Raw genomic sequence first — 18615 nt, forward strand, 5'->3', positions numbered from 1 at the left:
TCACGGCGAATGCCGGAAGGACTACATTGGATTTGTGTGTCGCGGGTTCGAGTCCCGCCTGCCTTTTGGGGCAGTAGCTCAGTCGGTTAGAGCAACAAACGCCGCAAGGCGGTCGTCTTTCCAATCCTGGTCGCCGTGACCCTTCGACAGAATTCAGGAATTGCCGTGGCGAATGCCGGTGGGACTACATGTCTCCAAACCGAAGGTCCGACGAGTAAAGCGCCCAGAACCGCTCGCGGTGACGGGAGATGCGGGTTCGAACCCCGCCGCAGACACGTAGCTTAAGGACCGCGTCTTGCCATCCCTTGTCGCGACGGCAAACCCAATTCACGGCGAATGCCGGATAAGGACTACATCCTTGCACGATGCAGGTCGCGGGTTCAAATCCCGCCGGGTCCACCAGGTGCGGGCCCGTAGCTCAGCGGATAGAGCGGCGCCCCTTGTGGGCAATGTCTTTCCCACACCTCGTCGCCGTGAAATCAATCAATGCTGGCGAATGCCGACGGGACTACATCGGTAAAGGCCGAAAGGCCGAGCGGTTCGATTCCGCCCCGGAGCAATCCGGCCAGGGTTGCAAAGGCATGTCTCGTCAAACCTCGTCGCCAGTACCTGCAATTCGTCGGCGAATGCCGGTGGGACTACAAGGGTAGAGCACCCGCCCTTGCGGCGGGAGGTCGGTGGTCCGAATCCACCCTCGGAGCAATCCGAAGTAGCTCAGTAAAATGTCTCGCCACACCTCGTCGCCGACACCATGATGAAACAGGGGAGGTCAGCGATGACCAGTACGACTTTTGAATTCCAGGCCGTCGAAGGCGGCGTGCCGATCAAGATGTGGACGCGCGGCGTTCCGGTTGACGACAAGGCGCGCGAACAGCTTTCACGCGCTGCGAAGATGCCCTTCATCTTCAAGCATGTCGCTGCGATGCCCGACGTCCATGTGGGGATCGGCGCTACCGTCGGCTCGGTAATCCCGACCAAGGGTGCGGTTATTCCGGCCGCCGTTGGCGTGGACATCGGCTGCGGCATGATGGCCGCGCGCACCTCGCTGATGGCGCACGATCTGCCCGACAACCTCGAAGGCATCCGCTCGGCGATCGAGCATGCGGTGCCGCATGGGCGTGATGTCGGGCGCGGCAAGCGCGACAAGGGTTCGTGGGGTTCTCCGCCCCCGGCGATTGTCGAGGCTTGGGCCATTCTGTTGCAGCGCTTCGAGCGGATCTGCGACAAGTTTCCGCGGCTGAAGAACACCAACAACCTGGTGCACCTCGGCACGCTGGGAACGGGCAACCACTTCATCGAGCTGTGCCTCGATCAGGAAGCCCGCGTCTGGATCATGCTCCATTCCGGTTCGCGCGGGGTGGGCAACGCGATCGGCTCGTTCTTCATCGAACTGGCGAAGCAGGACATGCGCAAGTGGCACATCAACCTGCCCGACGAGAACCTCGCCTACTTCCCGGAAGGGACCGACCATTTCGACGACTACGTCGAAGCGGTCGGCTGGGCGCAGGACTTCGCCGCGCTGAACCGCCGCATGATGATGACCAATGTCATCGCCGCGCTGCGGGGCCAGATCTCGAAGCCTTTCGATGCCGAGCTTGAAGCGGTGAACTGCCATCACAACTACGTGACGCGCGAGAACCACTTCGGCGAGAACGTGCTCGTTACCCGCAAGGGGGCGGTGCGCGCGGCCAAGGGCGTGCTGGGAATCATCCCGGGCTCGATGGGAGCGAAGAGCTTCATCGTGCGCGGGCTGGGCAACCCGGAGAGCTTTGACAGCTGCAGCCACGGCGCGGGACGGATCATGTCGCGCACCGAGGCCAAGAAGCTGGTGACGCTCGACGAGCACATCCGCGACACCGAAGGCGTTGAATGCCGCAAGGACGCGGGCGTGATCGATGAGACGCCCAAGGCCTACAAGCCGATCGAAAAGGTGATGGCCGCACAGGCCGATCTGGTGGAGATCGTCCATACCTTGAAGCAGGTGGTCTGCGTGAAGGGGTGATCCCCTTTGCGCAGACTGCTCGGAGGAACTTCAATGCGGGATTGGGTCAGTGAATGGGTCCAAGAGGGCAAGCTCTGGATTTGGCAGTACGCCAACACCAGACGAGGTTGGAATGGTTGGCACCTCGCTGCCGATCCTGAAGGTTGCAGGTCAATTCGCAATCTCTTGGACCGAATGAACGCTGGCAAAGAATGCCATAGAAGTCTGAAGTTGGAGCTTGTTTCGGAATCCCTGCTCAAAGGAATCGGATACGACAGGAAGTGCGCGCGTCAGTTCGACAAATTGAAGATTCATTTCTTGCCTGAAGCGGACGACCTGTCGCTTCATCCTGAAGACGACAAGCTTGTATTGACCGTAGGCAATCGACGGTTGCGGAAGCGGGCCTCTGCATTCGCTGACGTCGAAGTCGGGGGTGGAGATTTCGGAATAGCAGCGTCTGACGACAAGCGCGCCGAAACTTGGATGTTTTGGTGGCCACCACGGCAAGCGCGCTCTTGAGAAGATTGAGAATGAAATGATTACCATCGACGGATCGGAAGGCGAAGGCGGGGGCAGATGGTGCGCAATTCGTGCGCGCTGTCGCTCGTTACCGGCGAGCCTTTCCGGATCAGCAACATTCGCGGGCGTCGTCCGAAGCCTGGCCTCATGCGTCAGCATGTGACGGCGGTAGAAGCCGCTTGTGTAATCTCGGGAGCGGAATGCTCCGGCCTGACGGTCGGTGCGACCGAACTCGAATTCCGTCCCGGCCGAGTGACGCCGGGCGAATACCGGTGCGCCGTCGGCACGGCCGGTTCGACCGGGCTCGTGCTGCAAACGGTGTTGATGCCGCTTGTACTTGCCGACGGTCCCTCCCGGCTCGTTCTGGAAGGCGGAACTCACAACATGCTGGCGCCGCCGTTCGACTTCATCGAACGCACCTTCCTGCCCGTGATAAATCGGATGGGACCAAGCGTCTCCGCCCGCATCGTGCGGCACGGCTTCTACCCACGCGGAGGAGGAAGGATCGAGGTCGACATCACTCCGGCCCCGCTCGCGCCGATCGACTGCATCGAGCGCGGCGAACAGCTCGGTGTCGCCGGACAGACGGTTTTCACTGGCCTTCCGTTCGAGATCGCCGAGCGCATGCTGGCGCGCGCGCGGCGCGATCTTGGCGCTTGGCCTGACGATGCCTTTGCCGTGCGCGAACTTCCTGCCGATCAAGGGCCGGGCGTCATCCTGATGCTGGAGGCGCGCTATGCCAACGTTACCGAAGTCGTCAGCGGTTTCGGCCAGCTTGGTGTGCCTGCCGAACGCTTGGCCAGGACCTGCGCAGCCCGGATGAATGGCTACATTGAGGCGTCGGCTTTTGCCGGGCCGTACCTTGCTGACCAGCTTGTCCTACCGTTCGTGCTGGCGGGAGGCGGTTCTCTCACGACCGTGAAGCCGAGCCAGCACACGCTGACGGCAATCGACATCGCCAAGCGCTTCACGGGGCTGCGGATCGAGCTGACAAGGCAAGGCGGCGGTGAGCATTTGCTGACCGTGGGATAGGACGTAGAGGCGATCATACGCGCGCATCATTAACCTGCCCATCGCGCCTCTATTGGTCCAAGCCGCCATCCCCTTTCATGACTAATCCACGCCCCTGACCGAACCCGGGCAGGCCATGCGACGCGCGCTCATGCGGACCGTGTTGTCATGCTGCGCATGCCTGCCCGCACCACTCTTCGAGCGACGTTTCCCTCTCTCACGTTCGGTGCAGACCTGACCGTGCCCGGCCTTTTCGGGGCTCAGTCAAAGGGATGGTCCCTTGGACGGAAGAACAGCTTCGAAAGGTCAGCATCATGAAGAACACCGTCACTCTCGTCGGCTTCGTCGGCAACACTCCGGAAGTCCGCACCGCCCAGTCGGGAGCAGCCATCACCAACCTCTCACTCGCCACTACACGCAGCTTCAAGGATAGCGAAGGCAACCGCCAGACCGAGACCGAATGGCACCGGACCACCTGCTTCAACGGTGTCGGCAAATGCGTCGCCGAGCACGTCACCGAGGGTGCGATGGTCATGGTCACTGGCCGGATCCACCACTCGCGCTGGACCGACAGCGGAGGCCAGACCTGTTATGGCTGCGAGATCATAGCCGAGCAGGTCGACTTCCTCGCCAAGGCCAAGGAATCCAGCAGCGAAGAACCGAAGAAGCGGCGCTCGAAGTAGCGCCGCAGTCACCGGACAACTTGCTTCAAAAAGCCGCTCGCAAGCGCTCAAATGAGCGACCTCCGCAAGGCTGAGTTCGCGCGTCCAAAATGGCTATTTGCTTCCGTAGAGCGGAACATCGCTCAACTATACCAACTGCCCGGGGTTTCTCTCAGACGCCAGATAGGCTAGGTATCCTGCGGGATTGAGGCTCGTTTTTCCGGAGAACACGAGCAGCAATTTCTAGAACAATACGTGTCCACGTTGGGAACAGATTCAGGCACACCCTACCCGACGGGCTTCGCAAGGATCAGTGACCTCCTTGTATCCCGCCACGACAGCTTGTCCCGCCACCACAGCTGGAGTGCAAGTCGCGAACCAAGCAGTATCACGCTGCCTTTCGCAAGGCATAGGCCTCGCGACCGTCTTGGCGCGAAGCGATCTGAAATCCGGACACCAGTCGGCTCAGCTCGCACGCTTCACTTGCAAGGTTCTGTGCCGCGGCATTGGACTCCTCGGCCATGGCGGCATTTTGCTGCGTTACCTGGTCCATGGAACACACGGTCGCACCGATCTGCGAAACGGTAGCAGACTGCTGCGTGCAACCAGATGCAATCTCATCGACCTGGACACGAATGTCTGTCACCCGGTCAAGAATGCGCTTCAGTGCAACACCGGTGTCATTTACCAGAGCGACCCCTGCTGAGACCTGCAGGCTGGAATGATCGATGAGCTTGCGAATATCGGCAGCAGCATCGGAACTGCGCTGCGCCAGGGCGCGGACTTCGCTCGCGACGACCGCAAACCCGCGTCCAGCCTCACCGGCTCGGGCAGCTTCCACGCCGGCGTTGAGGGCAAGGAGGTTGGTCTGAAAGGCAATGCCGTCGATCAGCGAGACAATCTGGGTGATCTGTGTCGACGATGCTTCGATCGAGGCCATGGCCTCATTGGCCCGCGCGACAATCGAGGCACTTTCGCCAGCTACCTCCTGGGCCTGCCCAATCGATGCCCTCGCACGGTCCGATCCGTCGGCGGTAGTATTGATAAGACCAGCCAACTGCTTGATGGCAGCAAGCGTCTCCTCGACATGTGCAGCCTGCCGGACATTGCGCTGAGCCAGATCGTTGGATGCGGCGCCAATTTCCTGCGCTCCGGTCGAAACTCTCGCTGCAGCGCCAGAGACATCCCCAAAGGCACCTGCCAATGTTTCGCTGCTGCGGTTGTAGGCCGCGCGCAGATCATCGAGACTTCCGGCAAAAGGCGTTGCCAACCTGCAGGTAAGGTCACCTGCAGCAAGAGCATCGAGACCGCGCGATATCTCCCTCACGACCAGAGCCTGATCGCGTTCGATCTCGAGCCGGGCGAGCGCTGATGTGCGGAAGGCAATCGCCGCCTTCTGGATGGCACCGACCTCATCGTCGCGGTCGGCGTCGATCTCGCCGGTAAAGTCGCCCCCGGTCATGCGATCAAGCTGGCCGGCCAGTCGATCAAGCGGCCTTACCACCATGGTCGTCAACGCTCGAAGCGCCCACCACAGCATCGCGCCAAACAGGGCCGAAAGAGCGAGCACGAAAACTTGCGCAAGCGTTCCCAGGACTTCCGCATCTTCGTCTGCCGAATTCGCCATCGCCTCGATCTGGTCTGCGACCGTGTTCTGCTTGACCTCGAGTGCATGAAACGCTGCATCAAGGTCAGGCATTCGGCCGCCTGCGGATTGCGCATCGCTGGCAACAAGTTCGGCAATGCCGGTCGCCGTCCGGGTATAGACGTCGAGCTCTCGGCCGACCCCAGCGAGCGCTTCGGCGACATTGCCTGGAAGTGGAAGCTTCCGGTTTTCCGCTATCGCCTCGTGCATCCGCGCGCTGTAATCGCGCACTTCCTGAACTGCAGCGTCGCGGGTTGCAGCACTGGCGTGAGCATTGAGATACAGCACCCGATAGACAGAGCCGCGAATGCCATCGTGCAGCATGTCTGCCTGCATGTGATTGCGCATCGCTTCTGCAGCCAGCCTCCCTGCGTTGCCCGCCTCGACGAGACTGTGTTCGATGTAGACAGTGGCGCCTGCCTGCAGTGCAAAGGCTGCGGCAATGGCAATGCCCCCACGCCTGATGCGAGTACCTATCGACATGCCGCTCGTTCCTGCTTGCGTTGGTCTGGGTTTGCAGACTTGTCACCTAAGCCTTGGTCGTGAATGCGTCGCGCAAGCGCCGCGTACGGACGACCACGTAGGTCACAGGAACGAGCGCTGAGCTGACAGGGCGTATAGTATTCAGTGCAAGTGATTTTTCCGTTAATGCACAGTAACGATTTCCCATATCCGCCTAAAGTATGAAAAACACGATTTGATATTGAAGTGAGAGAAAAATTTACCTTCGCGGAAATTTGAATATTACTTCATAATCTTATTAATCTATTTAAAATAAATCCGATACTGCCTAAGCACAGTGCGCCATTGGTCATTCCTTTTTATCACAGGAATATTGTCATTGTGACCATGTCATCGCCGGTCCTTGTTGCATGACGTCATCGAGCAAGGCGATACCGCACGACCATTGCACAAGAAAGGCGACCCATGGCAAGCTGACCTGCACATTCAATGCACTGATCTTGCCCGATCGCTGCAACAACATGATATGATCCAGCCTGACATCAACCTGGAGCCCAGGCGAGCTGCCTGAAATGCTGCCACCAGGCAAATCTGTGGCCTACCGATCATCGCCGGGAAGAATGAAGAGCGGTCCCCCACTCCAACGACCCGCTCCGAATAACCCCATTCCTGCAGGTGTCCAGCGTGCCTCGCCGTCCCGGCGGGCAAAGCCTCCCCGTTGCCAGGCCATGGATCACAGCACAGGTGCAGCGTCCGGTATCGTTCCCTTGCGGGGAGCGGGAACCACGATGCCAGGTCTTGTGACTGTCAGTGGCCCCGGCTCGGCAGCGTAATCGTCAAACCCTGCAACAGGGTCGCCAGAGCCAATCTCAAAAGCGCCCCACGGATCCAATGGCTGACCATCTGATACCTCGGTGGAAGCCCCTGGCTGCCCAGGCGCCGCCTCTTCGCCTGACGGATCACTCCGCTCCGATGCAACCCCACCACCGAGACCGCCAGCGCGATCACCTGCAAACGGCCCTCCATTGCCGTCGAAGACAATGGCAACCGCCAGAAGCACCAGGGTGGCAAAGCCTGTCGAGAACTGCTTTTGCATGGAAATATCCGAAACTGCGGGTTTACGGTGTGCGCCAGGTCAGCACGATCGTACCGACAGCCCTTGCGTATTGGTAATTGCCTGGTTGGTCCGCTCGCGCACGTTGAAGGCACTTTCGTAGCGGATCGTACCGATGACGCCTTGTAGGCTTTCGAGGATGACCGGCCGGTAATCGTAGCTGACTTCGACAAACATCACGGCAGTTGCATTGGCTGCAGTGATGCGGTTGCCGGCAGGTCCCATCCCGGCCGCGAGCGATGCATCCGTGGCCCCGGCACCCTGGAGCCCATAGCGGGGAGCTACAGCAAGCCCGCCAAAGCAGCGTTGCCATGTGATGCGCTGCCCGGCCCTCGTGCCGGATCGACCATTGGGCTCAAGCGAGGACAGGACGACGCGCCCGCGATTCTCGAATTCGAGATCCTGCCCGACCAGGTTTGCTCCGGCAAAGACCTCGTAGATGTTGGATTCATCGATGCCGGTACGCACGCGGCCGGCATTGTCTGCCACCGTCAGGGCGATCTGGCTGATACGCATGTGCGTGAGCATGAGATTGGTCAGTTCGAGGCCGCCGAGCAGCATGAACAGCAAGATCGGCACGCCCAGTGCAAATTCGACCATTGCCACCCCGCAGGTGCACTGCACGACCTTGCGGAAGATTGCCTGGTACGCCATTTCGCATCGCCTCCTATCGGCAGATTGTCGGGGGAACCCGCTGGCGGGTGTAGGGCTGGTTGCGCAGGGCCGTCTCGCCAGCGATGCTGTACTCTGGCGAAACCGGCAGGAACTGGTGGACCGGAAGAAGACGGGGCATCCGTACCGTAACCCGGTAAAAGGCCACGTCATCGGCCCCGCCTACGCCAACACGCCCGGCATCGACATCGAACCGACCATTCTCGTTGAGATCGACAAAGCAGTCGCCGGCATCGTAGGCACCATTGCGATTGTAATCGGTGACGAGCTTTTCACTGCGGCCCACGCCTGAAAAGTCGTAATAGTTGCGGATCTCGACATCATAGGTCGCATCGCGCGCAACGATGTCGGAGCGGCGCTTGATCGCGCATTGCACCTTCTGCGTCAGCGTGCCGGATTCGCAATTGAATTCGGGCGCCTCGAGCGAGGCGGTGCGCGAGATATCGTTGAGCGCACCTTGCACGACCGAACGCAGATAGGCCTGATAGGCAAGGTCGAAGCTGCCAAGGAGCAGCATCACCATCGGCGTTATGACCAGGGCAAATTCGACCGCAGTTGCGCCCCTTGAACAGCGGCGCAAGTCTGGGAGCAATCTGCAAGGGGAGATGCGTGTCGCCATGGCCGGGCCTACTTGACCAGTCTCAGGGCGCCGATCTGGTTGCCGATCTGGCGAAACCTTGCAATGAGCGCTGCACCGTCGGTCGATGTCGAGGCCTGGTTGCTGTTGCTGGCACAGCCGGTCAGGTTGGCGTTGAGCGCGGTGTCGAACCCGATCACCCAGACCGAGACGTTGAGGTTCTTGGCGGCATTGCAGATCATCCGGAACCGCTGCTCATGGCGGGCAAGCTGGCTTGGACAGGTCCCGCTTCCGGTCACGCGCATGTCGTTCTGCTCAACCCCATAGGCCGTCAGGACATTGCAGTAGGCAGTCTGCAATCCGTCGGTCATGAAGATGATATGGCGGTTGCACGGCATAGCATTGTATTCATCGCACCCGTCGCCGAAGACGCCCGCAGTCGAGATGAAGCGCGCTCCCCAGATCATGCCGATGTCATGGTAGGTGCCGCCGATCGGCTGCAGGCCGTTGACATAGTTCTGCAGGGCGTCCCGGTCCCACGACTGCAGTCGGCGGGCCTCTGCCGGGCAGGCGTAGTATCCAAGGTTTGCAGCGTAGTTCAGGATCCACCCCGACGTGCTGGCATTGCCAGTGATCGTCTGCGATGCGCTTCCGGCACTGCGGGTATAGACGACGTCAGGCAGGGCGGGCCTCCAGCGGGTGGCATCGCTGTTTGGCACGAGGTTGACATCGAGATCCTGAGCCTCCGCCGGGATCGTCAGGCTCGTGCCGCCATCGATCGCAGTGGTCGTGTCGCGCTCCTCGATGCAGCCGTTCCACGACACCTGCGAGGTCGTCAGGCCGCTCACCTCGGAGGCAAGCTGCTGCAGGTTGAAACTGCTGCCCGCGCTCGGCACAGTCCCGCCTGCCGAGTTGGCAATCACAATCGATCCGTCGGGCCGGATATATTGCGACGTGTCGTAGGCAACTTGCCGATAGGTCCAGTTGGTAAAGCCGTAAGCCGTGTCGTAAGTCGTGGTCGCAACGGTGCGCCAGCGCCGGCAGCTGCGATTGCTGCCCGTCGTCACCGGCGCCCCGCTCCAGCCCCAGTCCTGGGTCGCGTCGTAGGCCGTGCTGGTCGACGTACCACCGTAGGAGGTCACCGTGGTCGCAACCGGTGCCGGCCCACCGCCATTCACGCGCGCCGATTGCACCCATGTCTGGCACTGGCTGGTCGAGCGTGTCCTCGTTGTCGGACTGTCCGCGCCTGCACCGCTGCTGCCATTGTAGTATTCCCACGAACCCGCACTGGTCGGGGCGTTGGCGATGTAACCTGGCGTGTTGTAGTTGGCCACGCGCGATGGATAGGTGGTCTGCGTTCGCAGCGAGTCCGGATTTGCCGCGTAGAGCAACCGGCCGACATTGACCGTGCTCGAATAGGGCACCAGTCCATATCGCAGCCGCAAGCCCTGACTTTCGAGCATCTGCTGGGTCGGGGCGAGTTCGTCATAGAGGGCCATCACCGCGCTGCGCAGGGCCGCAATCTTGGTCGAACCGTCAATCGGGTCGGCCATCGATCCGGTCACGTCGAGGACCAGGACGACGTCGGTGTTGACGAAGTTGAGCGATGCATCGCAAGTGACACTGAGCGGGATGGCCTCGAAGCCGAAGATGTTCATGATCACGGTGGGAAGCTGTGTGGCTGCCTCCACCCGGATGACGCCAGCCTCGGGCCGTGAAATCTCGGGCGTGAACGGCGCCGTGCTGAACGAGCCTTGCGGGAAATTGAAGCGGAAAAACTGTTGACCGGTCTCGCTCACCGACGTCGAGAAGGTGTCGTTCTGCATGACACGCCGGGCCGCCAGCGACGCTGCATCGCAGGCGCTTTGCAGCCGTGTCTTGGCCATCGTTGCACGACTGAGGTCGACGGCGCTGCCGACAAGGATCAGCAACGGGACCAGGGCAGCTGCGGTTATCATCAGGATATTGCCCGAGCGATCGCGCAGCAGGGCGCCAAGGCAGAACAGAAATCGGGCCATAGCACCACACGCTTCGCTGCGCGGACAAGGCCGCATCCAATGCGAAGGGAGCTAGCCATTCGTGGTGAATGGATGCTTGTCTCCAGATTACGGGAACTACGTAGTTAGGAGATTTTATATTAGATGAATTTATGAATAGGATTCAGATATCACAGAAAATATTCTATAATCAGCGATATGGATGATCTATCCTCAAGTTATAAAACCGTCATCCTGTAACCATAGATAGCGGGTTCTCCTCAAGCCACTGCCTGGGGGTAGGCGATGACCACGTGAGGAATCGAGAAGCACTTGCCTCGATCATGTCAGGCGCACGGCAAGTAGCGCAAACGCTGATCCAATGGAAAATCTTCCCTTGCACCCTGCCCTGCATTAGATTTTGCAGCGATGGGTGCCAGGACAAGCAATCACGATCTTTGGCACTACGTGCCGGTTGTGCTGGGTGGCGACCAGCCGTTCGATTTGAGGGCTGCTGTCCAGAACGCTTCGCGACTGCGCCAGGGCGATCGCGTCATCATCGGCCTTGCCTCGACACCTGCCGATGCATCGGTCGTACGTGACCGGGCCGGCAATCTCCTTGGACTCCTCTCTCGTGCGGCACGCGTGCAGGCCGAGAGTGCCACTGCAGCTCTGCCAGCAACCGCCCAGTTCGAGCGCACGCTCGAATTCGGCTTCATGATCAAGATACCCAAGCTCAGCAAGCCGCAGCAGTCGGTCAGCCTTGTCTCTCCTGGCTCCGACAGCACCAGAAGAGCTGGTGAGGGTGTTTCTGGCGACCGTAATGTCGAGCGAACCGACCAGTCCGCCCATCCCAGCCGAAAGGGCTCAACGGCCCTCTTGGCCGTTGAACCGTTGCGATAGACCGGCGCTGGCCGGCGCCGCCGCATCGCAGCGGTCCCAACCTGGCAGGAGATGCCCCGACCAGGCCGGAGATGGACGCGCACGAGCCGGCCGCAAATCGAACGCGCAAGCGCTCAGGCGCCGCTGCGGGACCAGCTTCCAGCCCCCAAGCTCGCTATCGCCTGGCCTGCCGTCCCCGAGCCTTCCAGGGGCAAGGGATCGCAGGGTTGAATGGTGCCCGTCGTCACCTGGATCAATGGCACAGGTGCTGCAGCTCGTAGAGCGAGAGGTGAACCAGACCTGCCTTCTGGCGTGCCGCTTCCCAGCTGCGGGTGATGGAGCGGAACGGTTTTCCTGTACGCGGATTGGCAATGACATAAGGGCAACCGTCGGTCCGCTCGATCTGGCGCAGAATCGACGCCACGCCAGGGCTGAACGACATCCGGTCGAGCGTTCCATCCGGGCGATAGATCGTCCAGGTCCGGCCGGCCAGGTCAATCTGCTCCCAGCGCGCCGTCAGCAGCTCCTCGACCCGCAACCTGGTTTCGACAAGCAGCGCCACAATCGTTCCAAGACACGGATTGTGGCTTGCCGCTGCTGCTTCGCGCAGCCGGACAAGATCCTCGGATGTCAGCTTGGCGCTGCGCGCCTTGCCGCTCCACATGTGACGCGCAAGCAGCGGCGTTGCCGACCCCGGGAGATTCCAGCGCCTGGCAAGTTTGAACATGTAGGCCAGCAGCGCGCGAACCCGGCCGGCCATGACGGGGCCCTGCCCATCCATGCTTTCGAGCGACGCGAGCCAGCTGGCAGTATCGGCATAGGCCATCTCATCCAGGCGGAAGCGACCGAACTGCGGCAGGATATGATCGCGCAGGCAAGCCTCGTGAATTGCGCGTGTATGGGCCCTGTCACCAAGATGCGTGAGGTAATGGCGCGCCAGCTGCTCCATCGTCGGAGGTATGCTTCCGCTCGCTGGCGCGGTCGTGGCACGGCCTGCGACGCCTTGCCTTCCAGGAAGGTCATTGGCCGGGCCCGGCGCCACGAGCTCGATCCCGAGAAAGGCTGCAACCTTTTCGTATGAGGCAACGTCAGCCGGCAGGGGCACGGGACCTTGCGGCAGTTTCGGCACGCCTGCAGCGGCCAGTGCTTCGGGCGACGTCCGATGGCGCGTGCACAGCCCCCTTGCCCGTCGTCGACCAGCGGACGTGCAAACTCGATGCCGGCCCCGCGACGTGACGTGCGGCGGACAATCGCGCCTTCGAACTGACCATCGCCGAGATCGACAATGAGCTGATGCCCGACGGAGCAGCCCTCGAGGCCCTCGAGCAAAGCTCCAGTCTCGGAGAGATTGCGGATGACCACCGGCAGATAGTAGCCGGCCGCGATTGCCCCGGCGCGGCGCAACATCGACAGGCGGCGGCTGCGTTGTCGGGCAGGACCGCTTGGCGACAGCTTCCAGGTTCCGCTGGCGAGCTTGTCGCGCAGCAAGCCCGATTGGACCGGCTTGCTGTAGATATAGCCCTGGACATGGCTGACCCTGAGGTTGCGGATCAGTTCGAGCTGATCGAAGGCCTCGATGCCTTCGGCCGTGGTCTCCATGCCAAGCGCTTCGGCCAGTGCCACGATCGCGGCAACGATCGCGCCGTTGCGTGTTCCGGGCAAGGCAATTTCACGCACGAAGCTCTGGTCGATCTTGATCTTGTCGAACGGCGCGCTCTTCAGATAGCCGAGCGAGGAGTAGCCCGTACCGAAATCATCGAGCGCGAGCCTGACCCCGATTGCCTTGAGCGCTGCAAACATCTGCGCGGTCTGCGCGGTTTCGCCGAGAAAGACCCCCTCGGTTATCTCCAGTTCGAGCCTCTCGGGCGCAAGACCTGCCTGGGCCAGCGCCGATACGACCGTCTCGGGGAAACGTTCGTCGGCGAACTGGTGCGCCGATACGTTGACTGCAACCCTGATCTCGCCGGACCAGCTTGCCGCGTCATGGCACGCCGTGCGCAATACCCACTCGCCCAAGGGACGGATGAGATCGGCCTCCTCGGCAATTGGAATGAACAAGGCCGGAGAAACCGCACCGCGCTCGGGGTGATGCCAGCGCACCAGCGCCTCGACACCGGTCACGCAGTTGTTGAGCGCGTTGACAATCGGCTGGTAGCAGACCTGGAGCTCGCCTCGTGCCAGGGCATCGCGCAAGTCGCTTTCGAGGGCCTGGCGATCGAGGGCCGACTGGAGCAGGTCGGTCGAGAAGAAGGTGAACCGCCCCTTGCCCGCCGCCTTGGCGGCATAGAGCGCCAGGTCGACGTTGCGGATCAGTTCCTCGGCCTCGCAGCCGTCGACAGGGGCAATCGCAATGCCGCACGACGCCCCGATGATGCAGCGGCTGCCATTGACCGAATAGGGCTGCGACAAGGCCGCAATGATATTGGTGGCAAGGCGCCCGAGATCGCTGCGATCATCGCTGCCAGGCACCATGACCATGAACTCGTCACCACCAAGCCGGAAGATCAGGTCGCGTGTGCCGACCAGGCCGACCAGTCTTTCGCCGACCTGGCGCAGCAGGTCATCGCCGGCCGGGTGGCCAAGCGTATCGTTGACGTGCTTGAACCGGTCGAGATCGAGCAGCAGCACGGCACAGGGCCTGTGCGAGCGGCGGCTCGACAGGAGCTCGCGCTCGAGCGTCTGGTTCAGGTTGCGGCGATTGGGCAGGCCCGTCAGGCTGTCGAACAGCGCTAGTCGCTCGGCCTGCTCCGATGAGGCACGTTGCGCAGTGATATCGATGGCCGAACCGCTGTAGCCGACAAACCGCCCCGTCGCATCCTTCAAGGCTTCGGCAGCAAGCAGCCAGCGTCGGCCATACACCGAGCCGGCCCGCTGCACGGTCAACCCGCTGAAGCTGGTCTGGCGTGCCAGGATGAAGCCGAGGGTGCGGGCCGTCTCGTCGCCTTCGCTGACCCTTTCGAGGAGATCGCCAATCTGCAAGCCTGTCGCCGTGCTGTCCGATCCGGTCAGGACTTCGACGATCTCCGGCGAGATGTAGCTGATGGCGCCAGATGCGTCGGTCATCCAGAACCAGCTCTGGCCCGATTTTTCACAGGAACGCAGCAGCAGCTCGGCGTGATCGCGCTTTTGCAGCGACCTTGGCCATCCCGCCTCGCCTGCCACTGCCCGGTGCGAAAGACGCGCTCCGGCGTCCTGCTCCAGCTTCTGCACTGCTCCGTCTTGTGTCCTGAAAAGCCTGAAACCAACCACGTCCCGTTTCCCGCCGCCGGAGATCGCCGGCCAGACATGGTGGGTTAGGCAGGAAATGGTAAACTGCAGGCAAATAGGCCTAGAACGCTCGTGACCACTTTCTGCCAAATCCCTGTTATCGAACCCAAAAATACTTTGGCAACGAAAGCCCCTGCCGTCGCGCCAGGGAGAACTTCACCACTATCGTCAGTATGCAGAGCGCTATTCACAGGACTATTCTTGTCCTTTTATGCTGTATGCTCGAATCAGTCCGATATGGACTTTCTGCTTCATCAGCGCGACTTGCCGGGCGTCGCAAAACGCCTGACCCTGGCAGATATTCTCAGGCATGAAATCGACTTGCGGACCGGCCCGAACCTGCAACGGGTCGCAAGCAGGTCAACGCCGGGGCGATTGCAAGTTGGCAGGCTGCAGCGGTGGCTCTCGAGCAACCTTGCGGAAAGCACAGCGAGCGCACCTGCCACAGCGCTCGCAGCAGGCACGAGCAGCCCGCGAAACTCCTGCGTCTCGCAAGTGCTGGCCGTGCCGCCCGTTCCGGTCCGGCCCGGCGGCTTTCGCAACCCTGCACTCCCTCGCACGCCTTGCCGCCGTACCGCACTGCCATCCTGCCGCTTGCCCGCGCCGCGCTTGTCGCAACCGTGTAGGCACATGCCAGTGCCGAGGTCGGCTTGCCCGTCGAGCATCGATGCGCCCTCGGTGCCTCCCCTGCGATCTGGCACGTGCCGCGCATTGTGCCGCACCTTGTGTGGCATCTTGTGCGGCGCATTGCGCGCCTATACCGGGCAATGCCTGATGCAACGTGCGCGCTCGCCTGCCAGACCTGTCGGCGAGGATCGATCATGTCGTCTCGCCAGGTCGAATAGCGCGGCGTAGACCCCGGCCATGCCGGAGTGACGTTCGGACTGGATGCCGCCCACCCAAGCGCGCGAGCGAGCATGAAATTGTCTCAGGTCCCGGGCGCCTGAACAACCTGGCATCGACAGTGCGTACCACCGACCATGCCCGTAAGTGCACTTAGTGCCCCGGAAACGTGCCTTAAGCATGTTCGCCCTAGCCCCGGCCTGCGACAAGAGTGAACCCTGCCTGCCACTTTGGGTTGCAGTGCTTCGGGTCACCAGGGTGGGGTGTTGCAATGGGAAATGAATCGGTTGGCGGCTTGCGCCTCCTGCGCCTCTTTGGTGGCGGGCAGGAGCGTGAGCGAGGTACGCCAGATGTCAACAGCCAGGCTGACGAGCCGTCGGCACGGCCTTCACTCACAGCGTACGGCGTAGCCCAGAAGATGTTGCTCGATGAGATATCGACATTTCTGCTGGACAACGCTCTTGCAGTAACAGCCAGTAACCTGCTGGCTGCCCATAGTGCGTTCTCGGGCATCGACGTCGGACTGGCGCGAAAAATTCTCGAGAAGCAAGCCTCCGGCACAAGCATCACGCAAGAGTGGCTTGATCTGAACAAGACACCCGATGGCATGCAGGAGGGTGTCAAGAAGATCATCGGCAGCCTTGAGGATTCGCTCGAGACTTTCGCCTCCACGACCAGGACTGCGCGAGACGCTGTTACGACCTACAACTCCGAGATTAAGAAGCAGGTCTCGCGCGCGACGTCCCTTGATGCTGACAGTGCACTGTCAGCCCTGGGAATTCTGGCAAGGGAAATGGTGTCGAGGACCGAGATTTTCGCGGCAGAAATGAAGCGCAGCGAAGACGAGGCGCAAGCGCTTCGCCGGGAACTCGACAAAGCCCGGCATGACGCCGAGATCGATCACCTTACCGGTCTGCCAAACCGGCGCGCATTTGAGGCGGCTCTTGATCGTCATTACCGCGAAGCTCGCCAGGAGGCAGACCACTTGTGCGTCGCATTCTGCGACATCGATCATTTCAAGCGCGTCAACGACACCCATGGGCACGACACCGGGGACAGGGTCATCAAGGCGATCGGTGAGGCTCTTGCCCGGATCTCTGACGACACTTGTCATGTCGCACGGCATGGCGGCGAGGAATTTGTCATGCTGTTCCGGGGCAAGACCACCCAGGAGGCCTGGGAGAAGCTCGACGCTGTCAGAGAGAATTTCGGTAGTCGCCAGTTCGTCAACCGCGCCAATGACAATCCCATTGGCCAGATCACGTTTTCAGGCGGGATTGCGGATGTCTTTGCGCACAAGAACCCCAGAGACGCCCTGAAAGCAGCCGACGAAGCGCTTTACGAGGCCAAATCCGGTGGCCGAAACCAGATTGTCCTGTCGTCCCCGGTCAATACGAGGTCCCATCGCGGTTGACGGCCGGGTATTGTCGGCGGAGGAGTTTCCTCAAGCCGGTATCTGCCCCTTCATTGCCCTCACCACGAAAGATCCAGACCGGGCTAGGCAGCGTGGACCGATGCCGCGCGGTCACGGCCGGAGTCAAAAACCGTCAGTTCAAGAAGGCGAGGTGAAGGAATCTGTCGATTCTTCGAGCCGAGCCGACGCCCAAGCGGCGGTTCTTGCCCGGTCCCACCGGGCTTGATCTGAAAAGGGCCCCGGCAAGGCGCGAGGACGAAGGAATAGTGGGCCTGTTCGGAGGCCGAGCAACGCAGCTAGGGCCCTTTTCAGGGCAAGCGTGATCTGTGCGGCATCCGTCCGCACTGCCTGATCGCCAAAGCCGCCCGAGGACATCATTGCCTCTGTCAGGCGATAGGCGGACTGGCGCAAACCTGCCGATCTGCCGTGCGTGCGAAGGCAAGCCCAGCGCGGGGGCACTGGCAAGCCTGCACCTTCACTCCCGCCGCGAGCGAGCAAATGGTCAAGACGCCCTGGCGACCCCGACGCCCGATCGGTCTCTTGGAGCCTGCCCGAGGGCAGGTTCGTGCCTGCGAAGTCGTACACGCCATTATCGACAGGCACCGCCCAAGCATCGGCGCGGGTTGCGGGTCCCTGGCCACGAGGCTGCATTGCTGGATGATGTGCCGCATATTGTGCCGCGCCCAGTGCCGCACCTTATGCAGTATATTGTCGCCCGGGTGCTCGAGCACTGGGCCTGACCTGCCGGTATAGACTTCATCGCCTGCCTGCAGACCGCCTTAGCGCTTCGTCCGCCTGCACCAGCCTGTTGGCCAGGTTTATCTACGCACGCAGGCTCCTGCCGGACCGTCGGACGGCGACCTGAACACAGCAGCGCAGCCGCTTTGCAAGCGCCCTCCCGGAGTGTTGGAAAATCTTACAGATGGCGAGGCACTTCGGTCTGATTAACCATGACAACCTTCCGATAACTGCCACTGGCACAAGTTTTGCTAATCATCGATTAACCAATAACTGCACAGGCTAACGTCATCATGTTGCGAAAGCTCATTCTCTCGACCAGCATTGCCGGGCTCGCGTCTGTCGCAACGCCTGCCCACGCAACCTGGTGGCTCAAGCACACGCATTACTGCAATTGCGGCCATAACGGTGGCTCATCCCTTTGTGGCGGGACCACTTCGGGTGGCACCACCTCGACCTCGGGAGGAACAACCACGACGTCAGGTGGGACGACCACGACGTCCGGTGGCACCACCTCGACATCAGGTGGGACGACGACCTCGAGCGGAGGAACGCAGGTCCCCGAGCCCGGCATGCTGGGGATTCTGGGGCTGGGGTTTGTTGGCCTGGGCTATGCGCGCGCGCGTCGCCGGGTCAGCCGGTCGTAATTCCATCGAGATAGCCGTTGCCAGGCGCAGCGGCTTCAGGAGTTTCCGATGGGTTCGGCGTAGCAGGCTGTTAAGCATTGCTCTTGTAGATGATCCCTGCGGCATCGCTCCTATCCATGTCGCAAGCGTTTCATGTCCCGGCTGGCCTCTACGCCCGGCTGCCCGGGACATGTTTCCCGCCCCAGGCTTGCTCAGTGCAGCCTTT

At 61.4% G+C, this 18615-nt stretch carries 15 protein-coding genes; 6 read left to right on the forward strand and 9 right to left on the reverse strand.

The features are described 5' to 3' along the window. The first annotated feature begins 775 nt into the window (after positions 1–775). The 4 genes from C7W88_RS17295 to C7W88_RS17310 all read left to right on the forward strand — a co-directional run bounded on the left by C7W88_RS17295 (position 776) and on the right by C7W88_RS17310 (position 4194). Complete coding sequence (locus C7W88_RS17295) at positions 776–2002, forward strand: RtcB family protein (protein WP_118074866.1); 1227 nt, start codon at positions 776–778, stop codon at positions 2000–2002. Positions 2003–2176: 174 nt separating this feature from the next. Continuing rightward, the gene (locus C7W88_RS22900; protein WP_162896185.1) at positions 2177–2500 is read left to right on the forward strand and encodes a hypothetical protein; all 324 of its coding nucleotides are present in this window, start codon (positions 2177–2179) and stop codon (positions 2498–2500) included. Between the two features lie 57 nt (positions 2501–2557). Next, positions 2558–3532 (forward strand): RNA 3'-terminal phosphate cyclase, encoded by a 975-nt coding sequence (gene rtcA, locus C7W88_RS17305; protein ID WP_240345063.1) that lies wholly within the window; start codon positions 2558–2560, stop codon positions 3530–3532. Positions 3533–3825: 293 nt separating this feature from the next. Then, positions 3826–4194 (forward strand): single-stranded DNA-binding protein, encoded by a 369-nt coding sequence (locus C7W88_RS17310; RefSeq protein WP_118075827.1) that lies wholly within the window; start codon positions 3826–3828, stop codon positions 4192–4194. 367 nt (positions 4195–4561) lie between these two features. On the opposite strand, the gene C7W88_RS17315 is transcribed toward C7W88_RS17310, so the two are convergent. The 9 genes from C7W88_RS17315 to C7W88_RS22915 all read right to left on the reverse strand — a co-directional run bounded on the left by C7W88_RS17315 (position 4562) and on the right by C7W88_RS22915 (position 15502). Next, a complete protein-coding gene (locus C7W88_RS17315) occupies positions 4562–6301 on the reverse strand; it encodes a methyl-accepting chemotaxis protein (RefSeq protein ID WP_118074868.1) in 1740 nt (579 codons plus the stop codon). Positions 6302–7013: 712 nt separating this feature from the next. Further along, a complete protein-coding gene (locus C7W88_RS22905) occupies positions 7014–7376 on the reverse strand; it encodes a hypothetical protein (protein WP_162896186.1) in 363 nt (120 codons plus the stop codon). Positions 7377–7415: 39 nt separating this feature from the next. Beyond that, positions 7416–8048, reverse strand: a complete 633-nt coding sequence (locus C7W88_RS17325; protein WP_240345064.1) for a TadE/TadG family type IV pilus assembly protein — start codon at positions 8046–8048, stop codon at positions 7416–7418. A 13-nt stretch (positions 8049–8061) separates the two neighbouring features. Further along, complete coding sequence (locus C7W88_RS17330; RefSeq protein WP_240345065.1) at positions 8062–8589, reverse strand: pilus assembly protein; 528 nt, start codon at positions 8587–8589, stop codon at positions 8062–8064. A 104-nt stretch (positions 8590–8693) separates the two neighbouring features. Further along, complete coding sequence (locus tag C7W88_RS17335; RefSeq protein WP_162896187.1) at positions 8694–10661, reverse strand: pilus assembly protein; 1968 nt, start codon at positions 10659–10661, stop codon at positions 8694–8696. 372 nt (positions 10662–11033) lie between these two features. Then, positions 11034–11471 carry a hypothetical protein gene (locus C7W88_RS22910; protein ID WP_162896188.1) on the reverse strand — a complete coding sequence of 146 codons (438 nt, stop codon included), beginning with the start codon at positions 11469–11471 and terminating at the stop codon, positions 11034–11036. Between the two features lie 283 nt (positions 11472–11754). After that, the gene (locus C7W88_RS17345; RefSeq protein WP_118074873.1) at positions 11755–12165 is read right to left on the reverse strand and encodes a tyrosine-type recombinase/integrase; all 411 of its coding nucleotides are present in this window, start codon (positions 12163–12165) and stop codon (positions 11755–11757) included. Further along, positions 12132–14711: a bifunctional diguanylate cyclase/phosphodiesterase gene (locus tag C7W88_RS17350; protein ID WP_118074874.1), complete on the reverse strand. Its 2580-nt coding sequence runs from the start codon at positions 14709–14711 to the stop codon at positions 12132–12134. The genes C7W88_RS17345 and C7W88_RS17350 overlap by 34 nt, the downstream gene beginning before the upstream one ends. Positions 14712–15022: 311 nt before the next feature. Next, on the reverse strand, positions 15023–15502 hold the full coding sequence (locus C7W88_RS22915; protein WP_162896190.1) for a hypothetical protein: 480 nt from the start codon (positions 15500–15502) through the stop codon (positions 15023–15025). 404 nt (positions 15503–15906) lie between these two features. On the opposite strand from C7W88_RS22915, the gene C7W88_RS17355 reads away from it, so the two are divergent. Continuing rightward, on the forward strand, positions 15907–17025 hold the full coding sequence (locus tag C7W88_RS17355; protein ID WP_240345066.1) for a GGDEF domain-containing protein: 1119 nt from the start codon (positions 15907–15909) through the stop codon (positions 17023–17025). A gap of 1031 nt (positions 17026–18056) precedes the next feature. Continuing rightward, positions 18057–18410 carry a PEP-CTERM sorting domain-containing protein gene (locus C7W88_RS17360; RefSeq protein ID WP_205525336.1) on the forward strand — a complete coding sequence of 118 codons (354 nt, stop codon included), beginning with the start codon at positions 18057–18059 and terminating at the stop codon, positions 18408–18410. The last annotated feature ends 205 nt before the right edge of the window (positions 18411–18615 follow it).

Origin of the sequence: Novosphingobium sp. THN1 (genome assembly GCF_003454795.1) — a bacterium.
Classification (GTDB): domain Bacteria; phylum Pseudomonadota; class Alphaproteobacteria; order Sphingomonadales; family Sphingomonadaceae; genus Novosphingobium.

Excerpts from the sequence above, each read along its gene's own strand:
- C7W88_RS22900 (WP_162896185.1), top strand. The coding sequence starts at position 2,177 with ATGAACGCTGGCAAAGAATGCCATAGAAGTCTGAAGTTGGAGCTTGTT.
- C7W88_RS17310 (WP_118075827.1), top strand. The coding sequence starts at position 3,826 with ATGAAGAACACCGTCACTCTCGTCGGCTTCGTCGGCAACACTCCGGAA.
- C7W88_RS17335 (WP_162896187.1), bottom strand. The coding sequence starts at position 10,661 with ATGGCCCGATTTCTGTTCTGCCTTGGCGCCCTGCTGCGCGATCGCTCG.
- C7W88_RS17295 (WP_118074866.1), top strand. The coding sequence starts at position 776 with ATGACCAGTACGACTTTTGAATTCCAGGCCGTCGAAGGCGGCGTGCCG.
- C7W88_RS17360 (WP_205525336.1), top strand. The coding sequence starts at position 18,057 with ATGTTGCGAAAGCTCATTCTCTCGACCAGCATTGCCGGGCTCGCGTCT.
- C7W88_RS17345 (WP_118074873.1), bottom strand. The coding sequence starts at position 12,165 with ATGTGGAGCGGCAAGGCGCGCAGCGCCAAGCTGACATCCGAGGATCTT.
- C7W88_RS17315 (WP_118074868.1), bottom strand. The coding sequence starts at position 6,301 with ATGTCGATAGGTACTCGCATCAGGCGTGGGGGCATTGCCATTGCCGCA.
- rtcA (WP_240345063.1), top strand. The coding sequence starts at position 2,558 with ATGGTGCGCAATTCGTGCGCGCTGTCGCTCGTTACCGGCGAGCCTTTC.
- C7W88_RS17330 (WP_240345065.1), bottom strand. The coding sequence starts at position 8,589 with ATGGTGATGCTGCTCCTTGGCAGCTTCGACCTTGCCTATCAGGCCTAT.
- C7W88_RS22915 (WP_162896190.1), bottom strand. The coding sequence starts at position 15,502 with ATGCCACACAAGGTGCGGCACAATGCGCGGCACGTGCCAGATCGCAGG.
- C7W88_RS17325 (WP_240345064.1), bottom strand. The coding sequence starts at position 8,048 with ATGGCGTACCAGGCAATCTTCCGCAAGGTCGTGCAGTGCACCTGCGGG.
- C7W88_RS22910 (WP_162896188.1), bottom strand. The coding sequence starts at position 11,471 with ATGGGCGGACTGGTCGGTTCGCTCGACATTACGGTCGCCAGAAACACC.
- C7W88_RS22905 (WP_162896186.1), bottom strand. The coding sequence starts at position 7,376 with ATGCAAAAGCAGTTCTCGACAGGCTTTGCCACCCTGGTGCTTCTGGCG.